21 protein-coding genes and 2 pseudogenes are annotated in these 24,831 nt (G+C 74.8%); 11 read left to right on the forward strand and 12 right to left on the reverse strand.

All coding sequences use genetic code 11. The annotated features are described in order from the left end of the window. Window positions 1-118: 118 nt before the first annotated feature. The 3 genes and pseudogenes from ACZ407_RS09325 to ACZ407_RS09335 all read right to left on the reverse strand — a co-directional run bounded on the left by ACZ407_RS09325 (window position 119) and on the right by ACZ407_RS09335 (window position 1,885). A pseudogene (locus tag ACZ407_RS09325) lies at window positions 119-750 on the reverse strand (hypothetical protein). Window positions 751-824: 74 nt separating this feature from the next. Next, on the reverse strand, window positions 825-998 hold the full coding sequence (locus tag ACZ407_RS09330; RefSeq protein ID WP_468126881.1) for a hypothetical protein: 174 nt from the start codon (window positions 996-998) through the stop codon (window positions 825-827). Continuing rightward, complete coding sequence (locus ACZ407_RS09335) at window positions 995-1,885, reverse strand: universal stress protein (protein ID WP_468126883.1); 891 nt, start codon at window positions 1,883-1,885, stop codon at window positions 995-997. Before ACZ407_RS09335 ends, ACZ407_RS09330 begins: the two co-directional genes overlap by 4 nt. Before the next feature lie 231 nt (window positions 1,886-2,116). Between ACZ407_RS09335 and ppdK the strand changes: the two genes are divergently transcribed. After that, the gene (gene ppdK / locus ACZ407_RS09340) at window positions 2,117-4,822 is read left to right on the forward strand and encodes a pyruvate, phosphate dikinase (protein ID WP_468126884.1); all 2,706 of its coding nucleotides are present in this window, start codon (window positions 2,117-2,119) and stop codon (window positions 4,820-4,822) included. Window positions 4,823-4,956: 134 nt separating this feature from the next. Beyond that, entirely contained in the window at window positions 4,957-6,549 is a 1,593-nt protein-coding gene (locus tag ACZ407_RS09345; RefSeq protein WP_468127113.1) for an oleate hydratase, read from the forward strand. Between the two features lie 135 nt (window positions 6,550-6,684). Here the strand turns inward: ACZ407_RS09345 and ACZ407_RS09350 are convergent, their stop codons facing one another. The 4 genes from ACZ407_RS09350 to ACZ407_RS09365 form a co-directional block, all read right to left on the reverse strand. Beyond that, window positions 6,685-7,344: a DUF305 domain-containing protein gene (locus ACZ407_RS09350; RefSeq protein WP_468126885.1), complete on the reverse strand. Its 660-nt coding sequence runs from the start codon at window positions 7,342-7,344 to the stop codon at window positions 6,685-6,687. 526 nt (window positions 7,345-7,870) lie between these two features. After that, window positions 7,871-9,577, reverse strand: coding sequence for a SulP family inorganic anion transporter (locus ACZ407_RS09355; protein ID WP_468126886.1), 1,707 nt, complete (start codon window positions 9,575-9,577; stop codon window positions 7,871-7,873). An 88-nt stretch (window positions 9,578-9,665) separates the two neighbouring features. After that, window positions 9,666-10,133, reverse strand: coding sequence for a pyridoxamine 5'-phosphate oxidase family protein (locus ACZ407_RS09360; RefSeq protein WP_468126887.1), 468 nt, complete (start codon window positions 10,131-10,133; stop codon window positions 9,666-9,668). 53 nt (window positions 10,134-10,186) lie between these two features. Beyond that, the gene (locus tag ACZ407_RS09365; RefSeq protein ID WP_468126889.1) at window positions 10,187-10,537 is read right to left on the reverse strand and encodes an SHOCT domain-containing protein; all 351 of its coding nucleotides are present in this window, start codon (window positions 10,535-10,537) and stop codon (window positions 10,187-10,189) included. 255 nt (window positions 10,538-10,792) lie between these two features. On the opposite strand from ACZ407_RS09365, the gene ACZ407_RS09370 reads away from it, so the two are divergent. The 6 genes from ACZ407_RS09370 to fdhF all read left to right on the forward strand — a co-directional run bounded on the left by ACZ407_RS09370 (window position 10,793) and on the right by fdhF (window position 17,345). Continuing rightward, the gene (locus ACZ407_RS09370) at window positions 10,793-11,389 is read left to right on the forward strand and encodes a CBS domain-containing protein (RefSeq protein WP_468126890.1); all 597 of its coding nucleotides are present in this window, start codon (window positions 10,793-10,795) and stop codon (window positions 11,387-11,389) included. 27 nt (window positions 11,390-11,416) lie between these two features. Continuing rightward, window positions 11,417-11,578, forward strand: coding sequence for a hypothetical protein (locus tag ACZ407_RS09375; protein WP_468126891.1), 162 nt, complete (start codon window positions 11,417-11,419; stop codon window positions 11,576-11,578). After that, entirely contained in the window at window positions 11,575-12,228 is a 654-nt protein-coding gene (locus ACZ407_RS09380; protein ID WP_468126892.1) for a CBS domain-containing protein, read from the forward strand. Before ACZ407_RS09375 ends, ACZ407_RS09380 begins: the two co-directional genes overlap by 4 nt. 49 nt (window positions 12,229-12,277) lie before the next feature. Next, on the forward strand, window positions 12,278-12,766 hold the full coding sequence (locus tag ACZ407_RS09385) for a CBS domain-containing protein (RefSeq protein WP_468126893.1): 489 nt from the start codon (window positions 12,278-12,280) through the stop codon (window positions 12,764-12,766). Between the two features lie 188 nt (window positions 12,767-12,954). Further along, on the forward strand, window positions 12,955-14,640 hold the full coding sequence (locus ACZ407_RS09390; protein ID WP_468126895.1) for an NAD(P)H-dependent oxidoreductase subunit E: 1,686 nt from the start codon (window positions 12,955-12,957) through the stop codon (window positions 14,638-14,640). After that, complete coding sequence (gene fdhF, locus ACZ407_RS09395) at window positions 14,637-17,345, forward strand: formate dehydrogenase subunit alpha (RefSeq protein ID WP_468126897.1); 2,709 nt, start codon at window positions 14,637-14,639, stop codon at window positions 17,343-17,345. Before ACZ407_RS09390 ends, fdhF begins: the two co-directional genes overlap by 4 nt. A 51-nt stretch (window positions 17,346-17,396) precedes the next feature. Here fdhF and ACZ407_RS09400 read toward each other — a convergent pair whose 3' ends face one another. After that, entirely contained in the window at window positions 17,397-18,077 is a 681-nt protein-coding gene (locus tag ACZ407_RS09400; RefSeq protein ID WP_468126899.1) for a helix-turn-helix domain-containing protein, read from the reverse strand. A gap of 291 nt (window positions 18,078-18,368) precedes the next feature. On the opposite strand from ACZ407_RS09400, the gene ACZ407_RS09405 reads away from it, so the two are divergent. From ACZ407_RS09405 to ACZ407_RS09415, 3 genes are all read left to right on the forward strand, one after another. After that, complete coding sequence (locus tag ACZ407_RS09405) at window positions 18,369-19,286, forward strand: universal stress protein (RefSeq protein WP_468126901.1); 918 nt, start codon at window positions 18,369-18,371, stop codon at window positions 19,284-19,286. 184 nt (window positions 19,287-19,470) lie between these two features. After that, the gene (locus ACZ407_RS09410; RefSeq protein WP_468126902.1) at window positions 19,471-19,935 is read left to right on the forward strand and encodes a Crp/Fnr family transcriptional regulator; all 465 of its coding nucleotides are present in this window, start codon (window positions 19,471-19,473) and stop codon (window positions 19,933-19,935) included. Between the two features lie 26 nt (window positions 19,936-19,961). After that, complete coding sequence (locus ACZ407_RS09415) at window positions 19,962-20,606, forward strand: CBS domain-containing protein (protein ID WP_468126903.1); 645 nt, start codon at window positions 19,962-19,964, stop codon at window positions 20,604-20,606. A 135-nt stretch (window positions 20,607-20,741) separates the two neighbouring features. Here the strand turns inward: ACZ407_RS09415 and ACZ407_RS09420 are convergent, their stop codons facing one another. From ACZ407_RS09420 to ACZ407_RS09435, 4 genes and pseudogenes are all read right to left on the reverse strand, one after another. Then, window positions 20,742-22,475, reverse strand: coding sequence for a sensor histidine kinase (locus ACZ407_RS09420; RefSeq protein WP_468126905.1), 1,734 nt, complete (start codon window positions 22,473-22,475; stop codon window positions 20,742-20,744). 100 nt (window positions 22,476-22,575) lie between these two features. Next, window positions 22,576-22,758, reverse strand: a pseudogene (locus ACZ407_RS09425) (DUF1918 domain-containing protein); the annotation flags it as partial. A 184-nt stretch (window positions 22,759-22,942) separates the two neighbouring features. Next, window positions 22,943-23,806 carry a universal stress protein gene (locus ACZ407_RS09430; protein WP_468126907.1) on the reverse strand — a complete coding sequence of 288 codons (864 nt, stop codon included), beginning with the start codon at window positions 23,804-23,806 and terminating at the stop codon, window positions 22,943-22,945. Further along, complete coding sequence (locus ACZ407_RS09435; protein ID WP_468126909.1) at window positions 23,803-24,711, reverse strand: universal stress protein; 909 nt, start codon at window positions 24,709-24,711, stop codon at window positions 23,803-23,805. Before ACZ407_RS09435 ends, ACZ407_RS09430 begins: the two co-directional genes overlap by 4 nt. Between the last annotated feature and the right edge of the window lie 120 nt (window positions 24,712-24,831).

Genomic DNA, 24,831 nt, shown 5'->3' on the forward strand with positions numbered 1-24,831 from the left:
ATTGCCGGGAAGCGCGACCTCACAGGGGGCTTGATGGGTACTTGTACCGAAAACGTCTGTTGTGGACCTTTCCCCTGTCGGGGGGGGGGGGGGGGGCCCCCCCCCCCCCCGGGCCGGGTCACAGGAGCCAGGGGTTGCGCCGTACGACGGGAAGGTCGCGCCAGGCGGCTCCCAGGCCCCAGGTGCGGCCCGCTCCGATCACGGCGAGGGCGACGAGGACCGCCGCATACACGACGTGGTAGTCCACCAGCGGGTTCGTCGACATGCTGGGGCTGCCGTCGGACAGGTGCCGCGCGGGAGGCCATTCGGCGGCCCACATCAGCGCCATCATCACGGTGCCGGCTCCTGCCGCGACCCGCAGGGCGACACCGCTCAGCAGGGCGAGCCCGATGCCGAGGAGGCCCAGCATGAACGTCCAGTCCGCCCAGGCGGCACCGGCCCAGGAGTGGAACGTCCCCTCCATGGGTCCTGCGGAGACGTGGCCGAGGAAGCCGCGGGTGGGCGAGCCTCCGTCGATCCATCCTCTGCCCGCCGGGGTCGCGTACCCCCAGCCGAAGTCTTGTCGCCGAACGCCCAGAGGAAGACGCCCGCGGTCAGCAGGCGTGTGGCGGCCGCGACGCGCGCGACGGGCAGCGGCAGCGCGAGTTCTTCGGGGGTGCTCCCGGTGCGGTGGCCGACGGCGCGGTCGGAGGCGGACCTGCTCCGGCCGACGAAGCGCACTCCCGGGTGGCGGTGCTGGTTGAGTGCCATGACGGGGAACCTTCCTTCGGGGGCACGCCGTGTGCGTGCCGTGGCGGATCACTTCGGGGGATCACTGCGGAGGATCACTTGCGGCAGGGGCCCGGGGGGCGTGTCCGGGGCCGGGCCGGGGCCGCGGTCACCACGCGGAGGCCCAGTCCTCGCCGACGGGCCTCGGCGGCCCCTTCGGCGAGGGCCCGGAGCCAGTTGCGCGCCGGTTCGACGGTGACGACCACTGCGCCGTCCTCGACGGTGGTCATGACGCCTCGTTCCCGGGTGCGCCGCCGTGCCGCGGGACGAGTTCGACGGGGCAGTGCGCCCGGTGGAGCAGACTGTGGACCGCGTGCCCCAGAGCGCGCCCGGCCGGCCGGCGACCGCCCATGACCAGCAGGTCCGCGTGGCGGGACGCCTCTTCCAGGACGCCCGCGACGGAGGCGCCGTGGTCCGTGTCCGCGCGTACGGTCAGGGACGGGTACTCGTCCCTGATCCGCTGCACCACGGCCGCCAGGGCCGTGGGCCGGACCTCGCCGAGTGCCCTCGCCCCCGAGGTGACCGCCTGCAGCGGGGTGCGGACGTGCAGGAGCCGCAGGGTGGCCTTGCGGAGCCCGGCCGCCCGCGCGGCGTGGCGGACGCAGTCGAGGTCGTGCTCGTCGCACACCGCGGCGAGCACCACGTCCTTGACCGGCTCGTCCACGCTCCCCCGGACGACGATGACGGGCGTACGGGCCTCGGCGGCGATCCGCAGCACGACCGGGCCGGCCGTCACGGAGCCGGAGCCCGAGCCCGAGCCGCCCGGGCCGCGGTGGCCGACGACGATGGTGTCCCGGTCGGCTGCGGCCCGGCGCAGGCACGTCGCCGGGCCGGCGGTGCCCCACTCGGTCGAGACCGACAGTGCCGGGTGGCGGTACCGCGCCGTGTCCGCGGCGCGTTCCAGGAGGTCGCGGCCCGCCTGGTGCAGGCGCCGGGCCTCCTCGGCCGAGAGGTCCAGGATCCTGCCGTCGGCATCGGACCCGTACACCAGGTGCAGCGGGCGCCGGCGGCGCGCGGCCTCGTCCGAGGCCCAGCGCACCGCCCTCCGGGCCGCCGCGGAATCGTCGACGCCGACCACGAGCGAGCCGGGTTCCGGGCTGCTCCCGTTGCCTTCCATGCTTCCTCCTCATCTGGCACCGGTCGGGGACGGCTCCACGCTGACAGTGCGGCCCCGGGCGGGTGAGGGCCCGTCCGGCCCAGGCCGGGCCCGATGGTCCCGGCCGGGCCCTGGGGGCGCCGAGGGGCCCGGTCGGGCCCGGCGGGGGGACCAGTGGTCCCTGTCGCGGTGGGCACCCCGCCGCCCACGCTGGCGGTGAGGACCCGCATCCCCCAGCAGACGGGCAGGCCGATGACGACCTATGTGTACGAGTTCAGCGAGGGCAGCCTGGAGATGGCCGGGCTGCTCGGCGGCAAGGGCGCCGGTCTGGCCGAGATGGTGCGCCTGGGCCTGCCGGTGCCGCCGGGCTTCACGGTCACCACCGAGGCCTGCCGGGCCTTCCTCGCGACCGGCGCACCGCCGGAGGAGCTCGACGGCCAGATCGGAGCGCACCTCGCGGCCCTGGAACGGGCCACGGGCAGGCGGCTCGGCGATGTCACCGACCCGCTGCTGCTCTCCGTGCGGTCCGGGGGGCGCTTCTCGATGCCCGGCATGATGGACACGATCCTGGACATCGGCCTGAACGACTTCTCGGTCCTCGGACTGGGCAGGCGGCCGGGCCGGGAGCGGTTCGCCTGGGACTCGTACCGGCGCCTCGTCCAGATGTACGGCACCACGGTGATGGGGGTGGACGGCGCGCTCTTCGAGGCCCTGATCGACGGGGTGGAGCGGCAGCACGCGGTGGCCGACGACAGCCGGCTGGACGTCCCCGACCTGATGAGGCTGGTCGAGTCCTTCAAGGACCTCGTCAGGGACGAGACCGGGGAGGAGTTCCCCCAGGACCCGGCCGAGCAGCTGCGGCGCGCGGTCCTCGCCGTCTTCTCGTCCTGGAACGGAGAGCGGGCCCGGGTGTACCGCCGCCGCGAGCACATCCCCGACGGGACGGGGACCGCCGTCACCATCCAGGCCATGGTGTTCGGCAACTTCGGCGCCGACTCCGGCAGCGGTGTCGCCTTCACCCGCGACCCGGCCACCGGGCGGCGGGGAGCCTACGGGGACTACCTCCCGAACGCCCAGGGCGAGGACGTCGTGGCGGGCGTCCGCAACACCGTGCCCCTCCAGCGCCTGGCCGCGCTGCACCCCGCCCCCTACCGGGAGCTGCGCAGCTGCATGGACCGGCTGGAAGCCCGCTACCGGGACATGTGCGACATCGAGTTCACCATCGAGCACGGGAAGCTGTGGATGCTGCAGACCCGGATCGGCAAGCGCACCGCGCAGGCCGCGTTCGGCATCGCCGCCCAGCTGGCCGACGAGGGCCTCATCTCGCCCCGGGAGGCACTGGCACGGGTCGACGGGGAGGCCTTGGCCCAGTTGATGTTCCCGTGCTTCGACACCTCGGCCCCGGACGTGGGCGAGGTGCTCGTGCGCGGGGTGCCCGCCTCCCCCGGCGCGGCCGTCGGGGCCGTGGTCTTCGACTCGGTGGAGGCGGTCCGCAGGGCCGGTGCCGGAGAGCGGGTGGTGCTCGTCCGCCGGGAGACGGCCGCCGACGACCTCCCGGGCATGATCGCCGCCGCGGCGGTGCTGACCGCGCGGGGTGGGAAGACCAGCCATGCGGCGGTCGTGGCACGCGGCATGGGCCGGGTCTGCGTGTGCGGCGCCGAGGGCATCACGGTCGACCCCGCGGACCGGAGCTTCACCACCGCCGCCGGGGTGCGGGTCGCCGAGGGCACGGTCGTCTCCGTGGACGGGACCACGGGCACGGTCCGGCTCGGTGCCGTGCCCATGACGGAGTCGGACGTCGCCCGCTACTTCGAGAACGGCGGCCGGGCGCCGGCGGCCGACGCCCCCCAGGTGGTGCACGACGTGCACCGGCTGATGGCGCTGGCGGACGCGGCGCGTCGGCTGGAGGTGCGGGCCAACGCCGACACCCCGCAGGACGCCGCCCGGGCCCGCCGGTTCGGCGCCCGGGGCATCGGACTGTGCCGGACCGAGCACATGTTCCTCGGCGACCGGCAGCCACTGGTCGAGGCCGTGGTCCTGGCGGAGAGCGACGCCGCGCGCACCGCTGCCCTGGAGGCCCTGCTGCCCCTGCAGCGGGCGGACTTCACCGGCATCCTGGAGGCGATGGACGGGCTGCCGGTGACCGTCCGCCTGCTGGACCCGCCCCTGCACGAGTTCCTCCCCGACCGGACCGCGCTCGCCGTCCGCATCGCCCGGGAGGAGGCCGCGGGCCGGACACCGGCCGCACGCGACCGCGCGTTGCTGGCGGCCGTGACGCGGATGCACGAGGAGAACCCGATGCTCGGGCTGCGCGGCGTGCGGCTGGGGCTGGTCGTCCCCGGACTCGTGGCCGTGCAGGTGCGGGCCCTGGCGGAGGCCGTCGTCGCCCGCGAGCGGGCCGGCGGGCGGCCGCGCGCCGAGATCCTGGTGCCGCTGGTCGGCGCCGCCGAGGAGCTGCGGCTGGTGCGGGAGGACGTCGAGGCGGTGCTCGCCGATGTCGCGAAGGCGAGCGGGGTGCCGCTCGACATCCCGGTGGGCGCGATGATCGAACTGCCGCGGGCCGCGCTCACCGCGGGCCGGATCGCCGGCGAAGCGCGGTTCTTCTCCCTCGGCACGAACGACCTCACGCAGACGACGTGGGGCTTCTCGCGCGACGATGCGGAAGCGGCGTTCTTCCCGGTCTACCTCGACCGGGGGGTGTTCCCGAGGTCGCCCTTCGAGACGATCGACCGCGAGGGAGTGGGCCGGCTCGTCGAGACCGCCGTCGCGGAAGGCCGCGCCCGCCGGCCGGGCCTGCCGGTCGGAGTCTGCGGGGAGCACGGCGGGGATCCGGCCTCCGTGCACTTCTTCCATGCGGCCGGACTGGACTACGTCTCCTGCTCGCCGTACCGGGTGCCGGTGGCCCGGTTGGAAGCGGGCCGGGCCGCGCTGGAGCCGTCGCCGGACGGCGGCGCCTGAGGCCGCCGCGCCCGGGCCGCGCACAGGGACGGACGGTCCCCGGCCGGGGCCGTCGGCCTCTGCTGCCCACGCCGCAAAGGGAGTTGGATGAGTGCAGCAGCGGGGACCGGCCCCGCCCGTCGGAGGGCACCGTGATGACGAACGACGCGCAGCAGTCCCGCGCCTGGCTGGTCGGCGGCGGGATCGCCGCCCTGGCCGCGGCGGTCTTCCTCGTACGGGACGCCGGGATGCCCGGTCCCTGCATCCGCATCCTGGAGGAACTGCCCCAGGCCGGAGGTGCCCTCGACGGGCGCGGCGATCCGGAGGGCGGATACGTGTCCCGCGGCGGCCGGATGCTGGAGGACGAGGCCTACGTCTGCCTGTGGGACCTGCTGACGGGCATCCCCACCCTCGGCGACGCGGAGGTGAGCGTCCTGCAGGAGACGGAGGAGTTCAACGCCCGGTGGCCCACCCACGCCCGCGCCCGGCTGATCGACGGCGCCGGCCGCATCCTCGACGCCTCCCGGCTGGGCTTCACCAGCGGCGACCGGGTCGAGATGGCCCGGCTGCTCGCACTGCCCGAGTCCGTCATAGGGGCGCGCCGCATCGAGGACTTCTTCTCCCCGCACTTCTTCTCCACCAACTTCTGGGCGATGTGGCGCACCACCTTCGCCTTCCAGAACTGGCACAGCGCCATCGAACTCAAGCGCTACTTCCTGCGCTTCCTCCAGGAGTTCCCCCGGATCCACACCCTCGCCGGGGTGCGGCGCACCCGGCTGAACCAGTACGACTCGATCGTCCGGCCGGTGCTGGCCTGGCTGGAGGGGCAGGGGGTCCGCATCGAGCACGGGATCCGGGTCACCGACGTGGACTTCACCCTCGGCGCGGCCGGCGAGCGGCTGGCCGAGCGGCTCCACTTCGTGCGGGCGGGCGCTGCGGGGTCGTACGAACTCGGCCCCGGCGACTACGCGTTCATCACCCTCGGCTCGATGACGGCGGACTCCCGGCAGGGAGGTGACGACACCGTGCCGGAACTGGTCCGCGACAAGCGGGACGGCGCCTGGAACCTGTGGGAGACCCTGGCCCGCAAGGCTTCCGACTTCGGCCGTCCCGGTGCCTTCAACGGCAATGTGGACGAGGCGAAGTGGGAGTCGTTCACCCTGACGATGCGCAGCCCGGCGCTGCTCCGCCGGATCGAGGAGTTCAGCGGCAACGCCCCCGGAACCGGGGCGCTGATGACGTTCAAGGACTCCCGCTGGCTGATGTCGGTGGCCGTCCCCCACCAGCCGCACTTCGACGGACAGCCCGAGGGCGTCTACACCCTGTGGGGGTACGGGCTGTTCGTGGACGAGCCGGGCGAACTGACCGGGAAGAAGATGTCCCAGTGCACGGGCCGGGAGGTGCTCACGGAGCTGCTCGGGCACCTGGGCATGGGCGGGATCGCCGAGGAGGTGCGCGCCACCACGACGGTGACCACGGTGATGATGCCGTACGTCACCAGCCAGTTCGAGCGGCGGGACGTCCACGACCGGCCGCTGGTCATCCCGTCCGGATCCGCGAACTTCGCCTTCCTCGGCCAGTTCACCGAGATCCCCGAAGACGTGGTCTTCACCGTCGAGTACTCGGTCCGGGGTGCGATGCACGCGGTGTACGGGCTGCTCGGCGTGGACCGGGAGATCCCGCCGGTCTACCACGCGCTCTCCGATCCGATGACGGCGCTGCGGGCCATGCGCACCGTCTTCGGCTGAGCGTGTTCGGGCGGGCCGCGCGGCCGCCGGACGGCCGTGGGCCGCTGCGAGCGGGACCGGGGTCCGGGCGCCGGGGAACCGGCAGCAGGCCGCGCTCGGGGCCGGCTTCGGCGCGGGCCGTGGCACCGGCTGCCCTCAGCGGGACGTGAGCAGGGCGCGCATCTCGGCGATCTCGGCGGTCTGGGTCTTGACGATGTCGGCTGCGAGGTCCTTGGCCGGGGCGTAGGAGCCTTGCCGCTGTTCGGCCCTGGCCATGTCGACGGCGCCTTCGTGGTGTTCGATCATCATGGTCAGGAACATGGTGTCGAAGGCGCGGCCGTTGCTGCCGTTCAGCCTCGTCATCTGCTGGTCGTCCATCATGCCGTGCTCGGACCCGGCGTCGTCGTCTTCGTCGTCGCGTCCCATGCCGTCCATGTCGTCCATGCCGCCCGTGCCTGCGGGGACCTCCTCGTCCCACGCCTTCAGCCAGCTGGCCATCGTGTCGATTTCGGGCTTCTGGGCCTTCTCGATCCTCAGGGCGAGTGCTTGGACCGCGGGGGACGCGTGGTGGGTGCGGGCCATCCGGGACATGGCGATGGCCTGGCGGTGGTGGGGGATCATCTCCTGGGCGAAGGTCACGTCGGCCTGGTTGTGGTCGCCGGTCGGGGCCGGGGCGCGGACCGCCACGGCCGTGAGGGTGGGCGTGCCTGCGGCGTGGGCGGCGGTGATCCCGCCGGTCACGGCCAGGGTGAGGGCCGCGGCGGTGGCGGCTCCGGTCCGTGCGGCGCGGCGGGCTGCGGTGCGTGTGGTGTTCATGGTCGACTCCTGTCACGTGCCCCCTCCCGGGTCCGGACGACGTGACCGGCTCTTCTCCCACGGGCCGGAAGCCCTCCGCAGCGGGAACCGCAGGCCACGGGGCGGACCCGGTGCCTCCCATTCTCCGGCAGCCGGCCCGGCCCGGCAGCTCGGTCCGGTGCCCGGGCACGGCACCGGCGACGCGCCACCGGCGCGATCCAAGCGAGGCCCCTGGTCGGAAGGGGCTCGGTGCGGGTCCCCGGTGCGGCTGGTCAGGTCGTTCCCCGGTCGGCCGTCCGCGTGGATGTCCGGCCCTCACATGCTCCCTGCGGAGGTGCGGCGCGGCGGCGTGCGCCCGCCGCGGGCGGCCATGTGCTGTCGGCCGCAGGCTCCGGGGGTCGCGAGCCGGGCCGGGGTCCCCGCGGGAAGCCGAGGTCAGGGCGGTCACCCGGGCCGGCCCGGGGCCGCCTCCACCCCGCGCACGTGGACCCGGGGTCCGGGCGCGCGAGCCCGCGGCGCCTGGCGCTGGAGGCTCCCCCGCCCGAGGTCAGCGGCCGCGGCCGGAGCCGTCCGCGGCGTGCTGCCAGGCCCGGTAGGCGGCGATGGCCGTGGGGAGGGTGGGGTAGATGCGGTCCTGGCCGACCGCCGCCGTGAGGCCGTAGGCGTCGAGGTGTTCGCGCAGCTCGTGTTTGACCCGGGCGAAGGCGAACACGATGCCGCGCTCGGACAGTTCGGCCCGCAGCGCCTCGACGGTGTCGAGGGCGGTGATGTCGACCTCCACGTTGGCCTCGGTGTTGAGGACGAACCAGCGGACCGGCACGTCCTGTGCGCCGACGGCGGCCAGGGCCCTGCGGTGGAAGTCCTCGGCGTTGGCGAAGAACAGCGGGGAGTCGTAGCGGTAGACGAGCAGGCCGGGGATGGTGCGGGCGGTCGGGTAGTCGTCGATGTCGTGCATGCCGGCCAGCCCCGGCACGATGCCGAGCACGGCATCGTGCGGGCGGGCGACCCTGGCCAGCAGTTCGGCGACCGACAGGGCGATGGCGACGAGTACGCCGTACAGGATTCCCAGGGCCAGGACGCCGAGGGTGCAGCCGACGGCGAGGAGGAGTTCGCGGCGGCGGAAGGCGGCGAGCCGGCGGAACTCCCCCAGCTCGACCAGCCGCACCGCGGCGTAGACCACGATGGCGCCGAGGGCGGCCGACGGGGTGTGCGCCAGCAGCGGGCCGAGGAAGAGCAGTACGGCGGCCACGCACACGGCGCCGACGAGGGAGTAGGCCTGGGTGCGGGCGCCCGCGGAGTCCGCGAGGGCGGTGCGGCTGGCGCTGCTGCTGACGGGAAATCCGTGCAGGACGCCCGCGCCGAGGTTGGCCGTGCCCAGGGCCAGCAGCTCGCGGTTGGCGTCCAGGGGCCGGGGGTCGTCCCGGCGGGTGAAGGCCCGCGCGGTCAGGACCACGTCCGAGTAGCCGACCAGCAGGACGCCGACGGCAGGCAGGACCAGGCCGGCGAGGTCGGCCGGCGCCGGCAGGGCGAGATCCGGCAGCCCGGCGGGGACCTCGCCGGTCACGGCGATGCCGTGCCGCTCGTCGAGGGCGAAGGCCGCCACCGCCGCCGTGCCGAGGACCAGGACGACGAGGGGTCCGGGCAGCGGGCGCCACAGGAGCGGCAGGGTGAACAGCAGGACGAGGCAGCCCGCGGCCAGTGCGGCGGTGGGCCAGTGCCATCCGCCGAGGTGGCGGAGGAAGGAGAGCAGTTGGGGGAAGAAGCCCGAGCCGCTGCGGCGGATGCCGGTCAGGCGGGGCAGCTGGTCCACGATCATGATCAGCGCGATCCCGGCCAGGTAGCCGACGAGTACCGGCCGGGACAGGAGATCGGCGAGGAAGCCCAGTCGTACGGCCCACGCCAGCAGGCACAGCAGGCCGACCACGACAGCGAGGGCCGAGACGAGCACCGCGTACCGTTCCGGTGCGCCGGCCGCCAGGGGTCCGACGGCTGCCGCGGTCATCAGGGCCGTGGTCGATTCCGGTCCGACGGACAGCAGCCGGGACGACCCGCCGACCGCGTAGAGCACCATGGCCGGCAGCGCGGCCCACAGGCCCGCGACGGGAGGCAGCCCCGCGACACCCGCGTACGCCATGACCTGCGGCACCAGGTACGCGGCGACCGTGATCCCGGCCAGTGCGTCCCCGCGCAGCCAGCTGCGCCGGTAGCCGCGCAAGGAGGGGGCGATCGCGTCGAGCCGGCCGTGCTTCGGCATGCCACCTCCGGCGACTTCCTGCGGGCGGGTACCGCACCATCGTGCGGCACGGGAGGGCGCGGCAACAGGGACGTCGCCGGTGCGGCTGCTACGGGGTGGCGCAGAGGCGGAAACCCGTCACCAGGTCGGGCCTGATCCGGATGGCGCCCGATGCCGTTCCCTCTGCCCATGGCCGCAGTCGGCGGGCATAGCGTTCGAGCTCGTCGGGATCGGTGACGGCGGTGGCGTAGCCGGTGGCGACCGCGCTCCATCCGAGGTGGTCGCCGGGGTCGATCGTGTCGGCCTCGTACGCGACGACCACGCCCGTGCTCCCCCCGGCGCCGAGGAGTGCGGCCAGCGTGGAACCGTCGTGGATGCGGACGATGATGTCGCCGCCGTCGACGATGTGGTTGACCGGGCGCACGGCGGGAAGCGCCTGCCGGCTGAAGACGATGCGGCCCAGCCCCACGCTTCCCAGCAGTTCCAGTGCCTCGCCGGTGTCGAGCTCCTCCACCCGGCGCCCTGCTGCGGCGGCAGCCGGCGGGTCGGTGGTCTCCGGGACGGGGTGGTGTTTCATCGCGCAGCCTCGATCGCGTACTCGGGCCCGGTCGGGACGGCTCCACGGCCGCTTCACCGGGGCGTGCGGGGGGCGGTGCGGGTGCGCAGCACCGCGCGCCGCCGCAGGTACTCCTCGGTGTCGATGTCGCCCCTGGCGCAACGCTCCGCGAGGGCCGACTCGGCCCGGTCACCGGAATCAGACCGGGGCGCGGGGCCGGGGGCGGAAGGGGCCTCGGACCGCGAGCCCTGCCGTGTGAGGGGGCGCAGCAGGGAGGCCCGTGTGAGGGAGCGCAGCAGGGAGGCCCGTGTGAGGGGGCGCAGCAGGAAGGCGGCCGGCGTGGCGGTCAGGGCCACGAGGACCGGCGTCATGAAGGAGACGGCGAACCAGCCGCGGCCGCCCGTGGTGTGACCGTTCCCGTACATGGCTCAGCTCCGAGGTCGCCGGACGTGGGGCAGCCGAGGGGCCGTCCGCTGCCAGGGTCCCCCGTACCGCGGGCCGGGGCATGGGCCGGTCGGGCCCCCGCTGGGTCCACTGGGCCCGAGCCGGGAGCGGGCCGGACCGCGGCACCGCCGGGGACCGGGGCCGAACAGCCCCCGCGGGGGCCTGGTCGGCCCTACCCCCACCGGACTCGGGCGCACACCCTGGAAGGCACCGGCTCTCCGACGGCTGGAGGAACCATGAAGCACCTGCACACCGTGAACGACGTCATGACGCACGCCGTCGTCTCCGTCGGGCGCGAGGCCACGGTGAAGGAGATCGTCGGGACGATGCGGCGGTGGGGTGTCAGCGCCCTGCCCGTCGTGTCCGGGGACGGGCGGGTGGCCGGCGTGGTCTCGGAGGCCGACCTGCTCCTCAAGGCAGAGGGCTCCGATGCCTCGCACGCGGTCACGGCCGGACAGCTGATGACCGCACCGCCCGTCACCGTGCCCGCCGGCACCACCATCGCCGGCGCCGCCCGCCTGATGGCGAAGGGGCACCTCAAGCGCCTGCCGGTGGTGGACGGCGAAGGCCGCCTGGTGGGGGTCGTCAGCCGCGGAGACCTGCTGAAGATCTACCTGCGGCCCGACGAGGACATCGCCGAGGAAGTGCGCGAGCTGCTCATGGAGCGGCTCGTCCCGGCCGGATCGGCATGGGTCCGCATCCACGTGGACGACGGTGTCGTCCGGCTCGCCGGCTCCCTCCCCGACCCGGCGCTGCACGAGGTCCTCGTACGGGCCACCCGTGCGGTTCCCGGGGTCGTGGACGTCACCCTGCACGACGAAGTACCGGCCTGACGGGGGCCCGAGATGCGGTGCCGCAGCGTGGCCGACCTGATGACTCCGGCCGCCGTCACCGTGCACCGGGGCACCGCCTTCAAGGAAGTGGCCCGGCTCCTCGAAGAGTTCGGGATCACGGCGGGCCCGTGGTGGATGCCGAACCGTCCCGACCGCACGCGGTCCGGAACCGAGAGGAGAAGGCAGTGAGGCACAGAGAAGTGGGCGAGCTGATGACCCGTGAGGTCGTGACCGCCGCGCCGGACGCCTCGTTCAAGGAGGTCGTCCGCCTGCTCGACGAGCACAAGGTGACCGCGGTCCCCGTGGTCGACGCCGCCGGCCGCCCCGTGGGGGTGATCTCGGAGGGCGACCTGCTGCCCAAGCCGGCCGACCAGGGCGACTGGTTCCGTTCGCTGCCGAACCCCGAGCCGGTGGAACGCGACAAGGCGGAGGGCACGCGGGCGGAAGAGCTCATGTCGGCACCGCCCGTCTGCGCGCGGCCCGACTGGACCGTGGCCGAGGCCGCCCGGCTCATGGAGAGCCAGCACGTCAAACGGCTCCTGGTCGTGGACGACGCGGACCTGCTGGTGGGCATCGTCAGCCGCAGCGACCTGCTGCGGATCTTCCTGCGCGACGACGACTCCATCCGGCGCGAGATCACGGGAGACGTGCTCGACCGGACCCTCCGCCTGGATCCCGCCACCGTCACCGTCGAGGTCCGCGACGGCCGGGTCACCCTGCACGGCGCGGTGCCCTTCAGGAGCCTGGTGCCGGTGGTCGAACGGCTGTGCCGCACCGTGGACGGCGTCGTCCACGTGGCTGCGCACCTGGCCTACGAGGCCGACGACACACTGCCGTAGCCGCCGGGTGTGTTCCCGCCGTACGGCCGCCCTCGAAAGGAGCGCGACGATGAAGGTCTCCACAGTGATGTCCGCACCGGCGGTGACCGTCGCGGCCGGTACGCCCGTCGCCGAGGTCGCCCGCCGCATGGACGTGTACGGGGTGGGCTCGGTGGTGGTGACGGAACACGGGGCCCTGCTCGGCATCGTCACCGACCGGGACATCGCCGTACGGGTCGTGGCCGCGGGCCTCGACGGCGGCGAGCCCGTGCGCACGGCCATGACGGCGCCGGTCGTCACGATCGGCGCCGAGGACGACATCCACGAGGCGTACCGGGCGTTCCGCCGGTCGGGCGTGCGCCGGCTGCCTGTGACCGAGGGCCCGCGCGTGGTGGGCATGCTCTCGGTGGACGACATGCTGATGGACGTGTTCCGGCGGGTCTCGGACCTGCTCGGCCCTGTTGCCTGGAGCGTCCTCGAAGAGCCGCCCGGCCCGCAGGACGCGCACGCCGGCACACGTGCCGACGGAAAGAGTCCGCCCGCTTCTCGCGGGTCCTGATCGTGCGGTGCACGGCTTCCGGCCGCTTCTCCGCATCCTCGTTCCGACTCTTTCCGCCACCTTCATGAAAGCACCCCCGGCGCGGGGCCACCAGGGCCGAACGGTCCCGTGCCGCCCCCTTCCGGCCCCGGCCGGCGGCACGAGGGGGTCGTGCCGTCGGCGTCCCCTCTCCGATCTGGGAGGAAGCCATGCAGGACGTGTCCCCCGCTGAAGGAGACCGCTTCGAGGCGTTCCGCGCGCTGGCCGCCCGGCGCGGACGACCGGGCGGACGTCTGCTGGAAGCGCTGGCCGAGGCCCGCCGGCAGACCTCTTCCGCCCCCGCGCAGTGGGCGCCGCCCGTCGCCGCCCGGCTGGGCCTGCCCGCCGCCGCGGCACTCGGGCCCGCCACCTCGTACGCGGACCTGGCCGCCCCGCACGGCCTCCGCCACGTGCGCGTGTGCACGGCGGCGGCCTGCTTCGCGGCGACCGGCGGGCGCCCGCTCGACGCCGTGGAACGTGAGCTGGGGGTCGGCGCGGGCACCGTCTCGGCGGACGGGGCCGTGTCCCTTCAGTCCGTGCGGTGCCTGGGCCACTGCTACGCGGCACCCGCCGCGCTGGACGGTACCCGGCCGTGCACCGGCCCGGACCTGGCCCGGCAGTTGGGCGGGCGCACCCCGGCGGCGGCACCGGGGATCCCGGAGGACGACGCCACCGGCGACCCCGTCCTGCTGGACACCGGCACCCCCGCCTGGGCGGTGTGGCCGCCCGTCGTCACCGGCGGCACCCCGCAGGACGTGCACCGCGAAGTGGCGGAGTCGGGCCTGCGGGGGCGTGGCGGGGCCGGGTTCCCGGTGGCGGCGAAATGGGCTTCGGTGCGGCCCTCCGCGCACACCGTCGTCGTGGCCAACGGCGACGAGGGGGACCCCGGCTCCTACGCCGACCGGCTGCTGATGGAACGTCACCCCGAGCGGCTGCTGGAGGGACTGGCCCTGGCGTGCTTCGCCACCGGCTCCCGGAGCGGCCGGGTGCTGGTGCGCTCCGAGTACCCGGCGGCGCTCGCGGAGCTGCGGGCCGCCTGCGACCGCGCCTACGCCGACGGGCACTTCGGGACGGACGTGCACGGCACGGGCCGCACGCTGGACGTCGCGGTGGTCGAGGGCTTCGGCTCGTACGTGGCCGGTGAGGAGACCGCGCTCATCGCGAGCCTGGAGGGCGGCCGCGGGTGCGCCCGGGCGCGTCCCCCGTACCCGACGCAGCGGGGGCTGTGGGACGCACCGACGGTGGTCGGCAACGCCGAGACCCTGGCCGCGCTGCCGTGGATCGTGCACCGCGGTGGTGCCGCGTACGCCCGCCGCGGGGTCCCCGGCGAGCCCGGCACCAAACTCGTCAGCCTCTCCGAGCGCTTCGCCCGGCCGGGCGTGTACGAGGTCGAGCTCGGCACCTCCGTCGAGGACATCGTGAACCGCCTCGGCGGGGGGCTCAAGGACGGGGTCCGGCCGGCGGTCTTCCAGGTCGGCGGCCCGCTGGGCGGGTTCCTCCCCGCGGGCGGCCTCGACGTGCCGCTGACCGATGCGGCACTGGCCGCCCGGGGCGCCGCGCTCGGCCATGCCGGGCTCGTCGCCTTCGACGACACGCTCGAACCGGCCGCCGTACTGCGGCACGTCTGGGAGTTCGCGGCGGCCGAGAGCTGCGGGGCCTGCTCGCCCTGCCGGGTCGGCTCGCGCCGCGGCCTGGAGCTGGCGGAGGCCGGGGGGCCGCCCGGGGAGGAGTGGGCCCGGCTGTCGCGCGTGCTCGCGGAGGCGAGCCTGTGTGCCTTCGGGCGACGGCTCCCTGCGGTCGTGCACAGCCTTGCGCGGGCGTACGGGGCGCGGTTCCCGGAAGGGTGGCTGTCATGACCGGCATCGTGGTGGAGGTGGACGGGCGAGCCGTCGAGGTGGCCGCGGGGGCCTCCGTACTCGCAGCGGTGCGCGCGGCAGGCGTGGACGTGCCCGCGCTGTGCTCCGACCCGCGGCTGAGCCCGGCGGGCTCGTGCCGGACCTGCCTGGTGCGGGCGGACGGGCGGGTGGTCGCCGGCTGCGTCACCCCCGCCTCGGCGGGGGTGCGGGTCGAGACCGCCGCCGACGACCTCGCCGGGCTCCGGCGGGACGCCGTACGGACGATCGTCTCGGCCCTGCCGCCGCGCGCCCTCGGGGACCCGGTGGCCTCCGAGCTCGCGCGGGTCTGCCGCGACCTGGGGATCGAGCCGGAGGAGGCACGGGGACCTGGTCGGCGTGGTGCGGACGACTCCCACCCGTACGTCCGGCTCGATCCGGACCTGTGCATCGCCTGCGGACGGTGCGTACGGATGTGCTCCGAGGTGCAGGGGACCTTCGCCCTGACCCTGACCGGAAGAGGAGCGGACACCACCGTCGCGCCGGGGACGGGCGGGCCGTGGGCGGAGTCGGACTGCGTGTCCTGCGGGGGCTGCGTCGACGCCTGCCCGACCGGGGCCCTCACCGAGCCGGGGCCGGGCAGCGGCCTGACCTCGGCCGGGCTGCTCCGGCCGGACCCCGCCGATCGCGCCGCTCCCGCGGTGGTCCGCACGACCTGCGGCTTCTGCGGGGTGGGATGCACGCTCGACGTGGCCGTACGGGACGGGAAGGTCGCGGCCGTGCTCCCGGCCCTGGACGGGCCCGTCAACCGGGGCCACGCATGCGTGAAGGGCCGCTTCGCGCACGGGTTCGCCGTCTCGCCCGAGCGGCTGACCACGCCCCTGCTCCGGCGTGGCGGCCGACTGGAACCGGTCGGCTGGGAGACTGCCGTCGCGCACATCGCCGGGCGGCTGGCGGAAGCCGTCGCGACCGGCGGCCCGGATTCGGTCGCCGCCATCTCCTCCGCCCGGGCGACCAACGAGGAGAACTACCTCTTCCAGAAGTTCATGCGGATCCTGATCGGCACGAACAACATCGACAACTGCTCCCGCCTGTGCCACGCACCCTCGGCCGCCGGCCTGGTCGCCTCGTTCGGGCTGTCGGGCGGCACCGACTCCTTCGACGACGTGGCGCGCGCCGACTGCCTCCTGGTCGTCGGCGCGAATCCGGTGGAGGCGCACCCCGTGGTCGGCGCCCGGCTGCTCCAGCGGGTCCTGCGCGGGGCCCGGCTGGTGGTCGCCGACCCGCGGCGGGTGGGCCTGGCCGGGCATGCGGACGTGCACCTGCGGCCGCGGCCGGGGACGAACGTCGCGCTCTTCCACGGCCTGGCGCACGTCCTCCTGGCCGAGGACCTCGTGGACCACCGGTTCCTGCGGGAACGGACGAGCGGACTGGCCGGACTCGCCGAGGTGGTCGCCGCCTACACTCCCGAGCACGTGGCCGGCGTGACCGGGGTCCCCGCGGCGGACCTGGTGGCCGCCGCGCGGCTGTACGGGCGGGCCGAGCGCCCCGCCATCGTGTACGGCCTGGGCGTCACCGAGCAGCTGCACGGCACCGACGGGGTCCGCACCCTGGCCAACCTGGCCATCCTGCGCGGCGCGGTGGGCACGGACCGCGGCTACGGCGTGAATCCGCTGCGCGGCCAGAACAACGTCCAGGGCGCCTCCGACATGGGCGCCCTCCCCGACGTCCTGCCCGGCTACGGCAGGGTGGCCGATCCGGCCGCCCGGGCTCGGGCGGAGGCGGTCTGGGGTGCTTCCGTCCCGTCGCGCCCGGGCCTGCGGATCCCGGACGTGTTCGCGGCGGCCCGCGCGGGCACGCTGCGAGCCCTGTGGATCCTCGGGGAGGACGTGTGCGCCACGGACCCGGACACCGGGAGCGTCGAACAGGCCCTGGAGGCCTGCCCGTTCGTCGTGTGCAGCGAGCTGTTCCGCTCCGGGACGGCGCAGCACGCCGATGTGGTCCTGCCCGCCGCCTCCTGGCTGGAGAAGGACGGCACCTTCGTGAACTTCGACCGCCGCTTCCAGCGGGTCCGGCCCGCCGTCCGTCCGCCGGGGCAGGCCCGTACCGACTTCGCGGCCCTGCACGCGGTGGCCGCAGCCATGGGCGGTGACCTGGGCTGCCCCACGCCGGCGCTCGCGCTGGCCGAGTGCGCCCGTACGGCGCCGCTCTTCGCCGGGCTGTCGCACGAACGCATCGACCGCGAGGGGGCCGTGCCCTGGCCCTGCCCGGACACCGGCGGGTCCGGCACACCGAAGCTGTACCGGGAGCGCTTCGCCACCGGGGACGGGCTCGCGCACCTGGCGGCCGTACCGTACCTGCCGCCCGGGGAGGCGCCGGACGACGCGTACCCGCTGGTCCTGGTCACCGGCAGGCGCTGGACGCACTACAACTCCGGGAACATGACCCGGCACAGTGGCAACCTCGCCCTCGATCCGGTCGACCGCCTGGACGTGCACCCCGACGACGCAGCCCGGCACGGCATTCGCGACGGCGCCCCGGTCACGGTCGAAAGCCGCCACGGCAGCGCCCGGCTGACCGTCCGCGTGACCGCCGAGACCGCCCCGGGCCAGGTGTTCTGCGCGTTCCACTTCCCGGCCAGCGGGGTGAACCGGCTGACCTCGGGGCACGCCGATCCGGTCACCTCGTGCCCGGAGTACAAGGTCACCGCGGTCCGGTTGCGCGGCTGACCGGCCGGCCGAACGGCACCCCCGCCCTCAGCGGGCGCCTTCCGAGCCGGGTCACCGGCGCTCCACCCGGCGGCCGGTGAGGCGGATCGGGGCGAGTTTCATCCAGTGCGTGCGCTCGCCGCCCGCCCAGGGCGAGGAGTGGGCCGCGGCGGCGAGGTGTTCGAGTTCGCCGGCGTCGGTCACCCCTTCGAGCTCCCCCACCGCCAGTACGCTCCACCCCCGGGAGGCCACGTCGTCGATGCGGTCCACCTCGAAGGCGGCCTCGGTTCCCGCGGCGCGCGCCAGCACGGTGCCGCCCGCGGTGCAGAAGGCGATGTCGCCGTCCGAGACCAGGTAGTTCACGGGGAGGACGGCGGGGCCCTCGGGCGTGAACACGCCCACGCGCCCGACTCCGCGGACGCCCAGCAGCCGTCGGCACTCGCTTTCGGGGAGGGCGATCAGCTCGGCATCGCGCGCGGCGCCCGACCCGGCCGGGGCCCGCTCCGCGCTGGTCCCGGTCAGGTCCTGGACGGTCACGCCCAGCGCATTGGCCAGGCGCAGGACGGTGCCGGCGGCCGGGGCCGCGGCGTGCTCCTCGACGTAGGCGATGTAGTGCTCGTCGGCGCCGCACCGCTCCCCCAGCTCCTCGCGGCTCAGGCCGAGTTCGGCCCGGCGGGCCGAGACGCGGCGGCCCAGGTCGGTAGGGCCGCCCCCGCCGGGTGGCCGCGGTTCGGTTCCGTTCACGGTGTTCATGTCTGCACTGCTCCTTCGACGGGCGGTGGCCGCACGGCGGCGATCCGCCCCGTCCGGGCACCGGCCGCGGGTGCCGGAGGCGGAGGGACGCGTCGTCCGCCGCCTCCCGTCCGGCTCGGCACGGCACGGCAGGCGGTTGTCACCGCCACGCTGGTACTCCGTGCACCGTCCCCGCATGGGCCGGTCGGGTCCGGACGCGCCCCGGTCGGCCCCTCACACGCCGGCGGGCGGTACGCGACGCTGGAAGACCCGTCCTTCGTGGACGTGCCCGGCGCATCGAGGAGGCATGCCATGACTGCTCAGGTCACGGTCGGTGTGGACGGCTCGCCGGAGAGCCTGGCGGCGGCGCTCTGGGCCGCGCGGGAGGCCGTACGCCGTGAGGTGCCGCTGCACCTGGTCCAGGTGGAGGAATGGCCCGTCACACCGGAGATCCCGTACCCGTTGGCCGCCCGCCGTGCCCAGCGGTCGGCCGGCCTGCTCCGCGACCTCGCGGAGCAGGCGCGGAAAGACCATGCGGGGCTGGAGGTGACCACCGTGCACGAGCGGGGGCGCGCCGCCGAGCTGCTGGGCGCGGCGGCGGACGCTTCGGACCTGATGGTGCTCGGCTCCCGGGGCCTCGGCGGTGTGGCGGGCTTCCTCGCCGGCTCGGTGTCGCTGGCGGTCGTCGGGGCGTCCCGGCGACCGGTCGTCCTCGTACGGGGCGCAGACCCGGACGCGCACGGCGCCGGGACCGCCGGGGGGAGCCCCAGGACGGCGCCGGACACTCCGCCCTCGGAGGCGCCGTTCGGCGAGATCCTCGTGGGCGTCGACCTCGGCCACCCGTGCGAGCAGGTGCTCGCCTTCGCGTTCGGCGAAGCCGCACGGCGGGGCGGGGTGCTCCGGGTCCTGCACTGCCGGCCCCTGCCGGGCCCCCATGTCTCCGCGAGCGTGGCCGACCCCGGCATCGGCGAGCTGATGGGACAGCGGGTCGTGGAGGAGCTGGCGGACTGCGTGCGGCCCTGGCGTGCCCGGTACCCGGACGTGCGGGTCACCGAGGAGGTGGCCGTCGGCTCCGCCGGACAACGGCTCGTGGAGGCGTCCGGGGGAGCGGATCTCATGGTCGTCGGACGGCGCAGGCGCAAGGGTCCGATCGGCCCGCGCGTCGGCCGTGTCGCGCATGCGGTGATCCACCACTGCGCCGCGCCGGTCGCGGTGGTCCCCGTCGGCTGATGCGGTCGCGCTCGGCCTGGCGGGCACGGGACGGAGCGGGGGCGGTCTTGCGGCCGTCCTGCCGCCGGAGGCCCGGCGGGGCGGCGGGCATGGGCCGGTAGGGCCCAGCAGGGGACCACAGGACCCATGCCCGGGCGGGCCGGCCGGCAGAGACTGGAAGCGGACTCGAACCTGGAGGCCGTCCATGAGCACCTCGTCTCCCACCCGCGTCACCGCCGTGCTGCCCGAGCCGTACCGCTCGCGCCTGATGGAGCTGGCACGGGAGGTCAACCTCGCCGACGGGACCCGCCTCTTCCGCGAAGGCGGCCACGCCGACCGGTTCTGGATCGTCCGGTCGGGCACCGTCACCCTCGACGCCCACGTGCCCGGCCGGCGCGCGGCCGTGATCGAGCACCTCGGCCCCGGCGAGCTCGTCGGCTGCTCGTGGCTCTTCACACCGTACGTCTGGCGCCTGGGTGCCGAGGCGATGAGCCCCGTACGCGCGTACGAGTTCGATGCCGGGCCCGTACGCGTGCTGATGGATGCCGATCCCGGCTTCGGCTCGGCGGTCGGGCACTGGGTCGGGCAGGTCCTCGCCCACCGGCTCCAGGCGGCCCGGGTCCGTCTGCTCGACCTGTACGCGCCGTACGGCAGCGGCAGCAACCTCTGACGCACCGCACACCGAAGGAGCCGGCCATGTCCGCATCCCGCTACACCGTCAGCGACGTCATGACGCACACCGCCGTCGCGATCGGCCGCGAGGCCTCCTACAAGGAGATCGTCGAACTGATGCACCAGTGGAAGGTCAGCGCGGTGCCCGTGCTGGAGGGCGAGGGCCGCGTCGTCGGTGTCGTCTCCGAGGCCGACCTTTTGCCCAAGGAGGAGTTCCGGCGCACCGATCCCGTGCTTCCCGGCCAGTTGGAGGAGGCGTCCAAGGCCGGCGGGGTGCTGGCCGAGGAGCTCATGTCGAGTCCGGCCGTCACCGTCCATCCGGACGCGCCGGTCGCCGAGGCCGCCCGGATCATGGCCCGCAAGCACGTCAAGCGGCTGCCCGTCGTCAACGCGCTCGGCCTGCTCGAGGGCGTGGTCAGCCGCAGTGACCTGTTGAAGGTCTTCCTGCGGCCGGACGAGGAGCTGGAGGAGGAGATCCGCACGGCGGTCCTCACCGAGCTGACGCCCGGTACGGCCTTGGACTTCACCGTCCAGGACGGCGTCGTCACCCTGCGCGGTCCGGTTCGGGACCGCGCCCTGGTACCCCTGCTCGCGCGGGCGATCCGCGCGGTCGAGGGGGTCGTGGACGTCCGGATGGAGCTGGACGGCGACGTCGGCACCGCTGCCTAGACGGTGGTCCTGCGCCGCGTACGGATGCGCCCCGGGCCCGGCCGGACGGGGCCGCGCCCGCTGCGGATCGGATCCGTCGGCGGGCGCCGCGGCTCGCATCGGATCGGTCCTCGCCCGCCACGAGCGAGGGCGTGCTCACCTCGGCACGGAGGCCAGCGGCACCTGCCATTCCAGGCGGGTCCCGTGCCCGCCGCCGCCCGGGGGGCCGACGGCCATCCGCCCGCCCAGCCGCTGCGCGCGTTCGGTCAGGTTGCGCAGTCCGCTGCGGCGGCCGCCCTCGGGCATGCCGGCGCCGTCGTCCGTCACGGCGAGGGTGAGGACGCCGTCGGCCGCTGTGATCAGAACCTCTACGTGGTCGGCCCGTGCGTGCCGGGCGACGTTGGCCAGCGCTTCGCCGAGTACCGCCAGAGCCTCGTCGGCGACGGCCGGCGGGACATCGGTGTCGATGAGTCCCTCCATCCGCAGGGCCGGGGCGAAGCCGAGGGCCACGGCGGCTTCGTCCAGGGCCTGGACCGCGCGGGCGCGGAGCTTCGACCCCGTGGCCGGGGACACGCGCTCCCGCAGCCCGAAGATGGTGGAGCGGATGATCTTGATGGTGGCGTCCAGGTCGTCGACCGCGCGGGCCAGTCGTTCGGCCGCTTCGGGGTGTTCGACGAAGCGCTGGGCGCTCTGGAGGGTCATGCCGGTGGCGAAGAGGCGCTGGATGGCGAGATCGTGCAGGTCCCGGGCGATGCGGTCGTGGTCCTCCAGCAGGCTCATCTGCTCGGCGTCGCGGCGGCGGTCGGCCAGCTCCAGCGCCAGGGCCGCCTGTCCGGCGAAGCCCGGAAGCGCTGCGACCTCCGAGGGGGCGAACACGGGACGCCCCTGCCGGCGGGCCAGCATCAGCACGCCGCTGAGCTTCTCCTTCGTGCCGACGGTGACGGCGACGGCGGGGCCGAAGCCCTCCCAGCGCTCGGGTTGCACGGTGACGCGGCCGTCCCCCTGGACGTCCGTCACCGTGATCAGACCGTCGTCGCGGGCCAGCGCGACCTCGGCCAGGGTGCCGCGGGTGCTGGGCAGGACGATCCCGCGGTGCGCTTCGGCGCCCTCCCCGAGGGCCAACGACCCGCGCAGCTCGCCGCCGGGGCCCAGGAGGTAGAAGACGCCCATGTCCGCGCCGGTGATGTCCGTGGCGCGCTCCAGCATGCCCTGGAGGACCTCGTCCTGGGGGCTTCCGGAGAGCAGGGCGCTGGTGATGTCCGCGCTGGCCTCCAGCCAGCGCTCGCGCAGGCGCACCTCCTCGAAGAGGCGGGCGTTCTCGATGGCGATGCCGGCGGCGACGGCGAGGGTGGACAGCACGGCCTCGTCCTCGGGGTCGAAGTCGGCTCCCCCGCGCTTCTCGGTGAGGTAGAGGTTGCCGAACACCTCCTCGCGGACCCGGATGGGCACACCGAGGAAGGAGTGCATCGGCGGGTGGTGCGCCGGGAACCCGTACGAGGCCGGGTGCTCGGACAGCTCGGAGAGGCGCAGCGGTTCCGGGTGGCGGATCAGTTCCCCGAGGATGCCGTGGCCCGACGGCAGGTCGCCGATCCGGGCGCGGAGTTCGTCGCTGATGCCGACGGGCAGGAACTCGGCGAGCTGCTTGTCGTCGCCGATGACGCCGAGGGCCCCGTACTCGGCGTCCACGAGGACGACGGCGGCCTCGACGATGCCGCGCAGGACCTGCGGCAGGTCCAGTTCCCGGCCGACCGACATGACGGCTTCCAGGAGGCCGTTCAGCCGGTCGCGGGCACCGCGCACCTCGTCGATCCGTACCTGGAGCTCGTCGAGGAGCTCGTCCAGGCGCAGCCGGGGCACACCCGGCGCGGCAGGCCGTTCGCCTGCGCTCATCTTCCACCTCCGGCCGGTGGCAGCGGTGAGGAGCCGCACCCCTCTCCACGGTAGTACCGGCCGGAGGCAGGCGCTCCGTTCAGTGGTCCGTGCGGTGGTGCAGGTGGCGGACGTGGGCATCCGGACCTGGGAAGAAGACGGTGGTGCGGCCGGTGTCGGACCAGCGCACGTCGTAGGGCGGGGTGCCGTCCTGGTGGTGGAGGGCGACCACTTCCCCGTCCCTGCCGGGCCTGCCGACGACGGGTCCGCCCACGACGATCTGATCGCCGAGCTCGGCGTGGATCCCGGAGCGGTCGGCGGGGGGCTGCGTGTTCATGATCGTGCCTTTCTGTCGATGGCGGCGCGCAGGAGGCGGTCCTGGCGGGCCGGGGTCTGCGCGTGGCGCCGGCCCCGGTCCGGCAGAGCCGGCTCGGTGTCGAGAACGGGGTCGAAGGGAGCCCTCGTGCGGGTGCTCATCGCCGACCCGCTCAGCCGGTGGGGACGGTGATGACCGGGCAGTGGGCCCGGTGCAGGAGGCCGTGGGTGACGGAGCCGAGCCGCATACCCGTGTATCCGCCCCGGCCACGGCGGCCCACGACCAGGGCGAGGGCGTGTTCCGCCGTCCGGGCGAGCTCCTCGACGGGGTGACCGGTGAGGACCTCGTGGGTGACGTGGACGTCCGGGTACTCGTCCGCCAGGCCGGCCGTGGCTTCGCTCAGCAGGAGCCGCTGGGCCTTCAGCGCGACCTCCTCGTCGTCGAGGAGGAACAGCGGAGGCTGCCACACGCAGACGACCCGCAGGGCGGCACCGCGCCGGTCGGCCTCGTCGAAGGCGAACGCCAGGGCGTCCGTGGCGGCCGTGCTGCCGTCGATGCCGGCGACGAGGTAGGCGGGCTGCTGGGTGGCGTGCTCGGCGTCACCCACGACGACGACCGGGCACGCGGCCTGCGCGGTCACGGGGACGACGGTCGAACCGGCGCTGAAGAATCGGGCCGGGCGGCCCAGGTGGCGGGAGCCGAGGACCACGAGACGGGCGTGCCGGGCCTGCGCCACCAGGACCTGGGCGGGGAAGCCCTCGAGCAGGTCGGTGGCCACGGCCGCCTCCGGTTGCCGGTCGCGGGCCCAGGCCCGGGCCTCTGCCAGCCTGTCGGCACCCGCTTGCCGCAGGGAGGTCTGCCCCGGGGTGTCGTCGACGTGGTGGGAGCCGTGCTGTGGCGGCACCGCCAGCACCAGGCGCAGCGGCAGGCGGCGGCGGTGTGCCTCGTCGGCGGCCCAGGCCAGGGCGAGGTGCCAGTCCCGGACCGGGTCGATCCCGACGACGATGTCGCGCGCCTGCTTCCACGCGGCGGTCATGACGTGCTCCCGAAATCGCTGCCGAACCGGGGAAGGAGCAGGACCGGGCAGTGCGCGTGGTGCAGCAGACTGTGCGTGGCCCGCCCGAGTCCGGGTCGCAGTCCGAGCGGGGTGGGGGCGCGGCGGCCGCCCATGACCAGCAGGTCGGCGTGGCGGGACGCCTCGACCAGGACTCCGGCCACGGAGGTGCTCTTCTCCGTGTCGCTCTCGACGGCCAGGTCGGGGAACTCCTCGCGGATGGTGTCCGTGACGGCGAGCAGGGCCTCCTCGTCGCGGCGGGCGGCCTCGCCCACGCCGTCGAGCATGGTCACGACGGAGCCGACGGACTGCAGCACGTTCCATACCTGCAGCAACCGCAGTGAGGCCTTGCGCAGCTCCGCTTCCCGGGCCGCGTAGCGGACGCACGTGAGGTCGTTCTCGTCACGCACGGCGGCGAGGACACTGCCGCGCTCCTCCGGCCCCTCGATGCCGCGGACCACGATGACCGGGGTCCGCGCGCCGGCGGCCGTCTCCAGGCCGACGGAGCCGAGCATGAGCGAGTTGAAGCCTCCCAGCCCGCGGCTTCCCACCACGATGGTGCCGTGCAACCCGCCCGCGCGGTGCAGGGTGCTGACGGCGCCCGTGCGGCTGAACTCGGTGGTCACGCTGAGCCCGGGGTACTCCGCGGTGACGGCTTTCGCCGTGTCGTCCAGCAGTTCCCGGCCCGCGGCACGGACCTTCTCGATGGTCTCCGCCGACAGGTACAGGGCCCTGCCGTCGGTGTCGGCACCGTGGACGACGTGCAGCGGGCGGCCACGGCGTACGGCCTCCCCCGCGGCCCACAGGGCGGCGGCGCGCGCCTGCCGCGAGCCGTCCACGCCGACGATGACGGAGCTGGTGTCCGGAGTGCGGATGGTCCTTTCCACGGTTCCTCCCAACCGAGAAGCCGACGGGTGCCACCCCTGACGCTCGCACCTCGGACGGCCGGGAAAGAGGGCCGTCAGGGACCGCCCGGTGGGCCGAAGGTCCCCATCACGGCCGGCTCG

It is taken from the genome of Streptomyces sp. NPDC030809 (genome assembly GCF_055572195.1).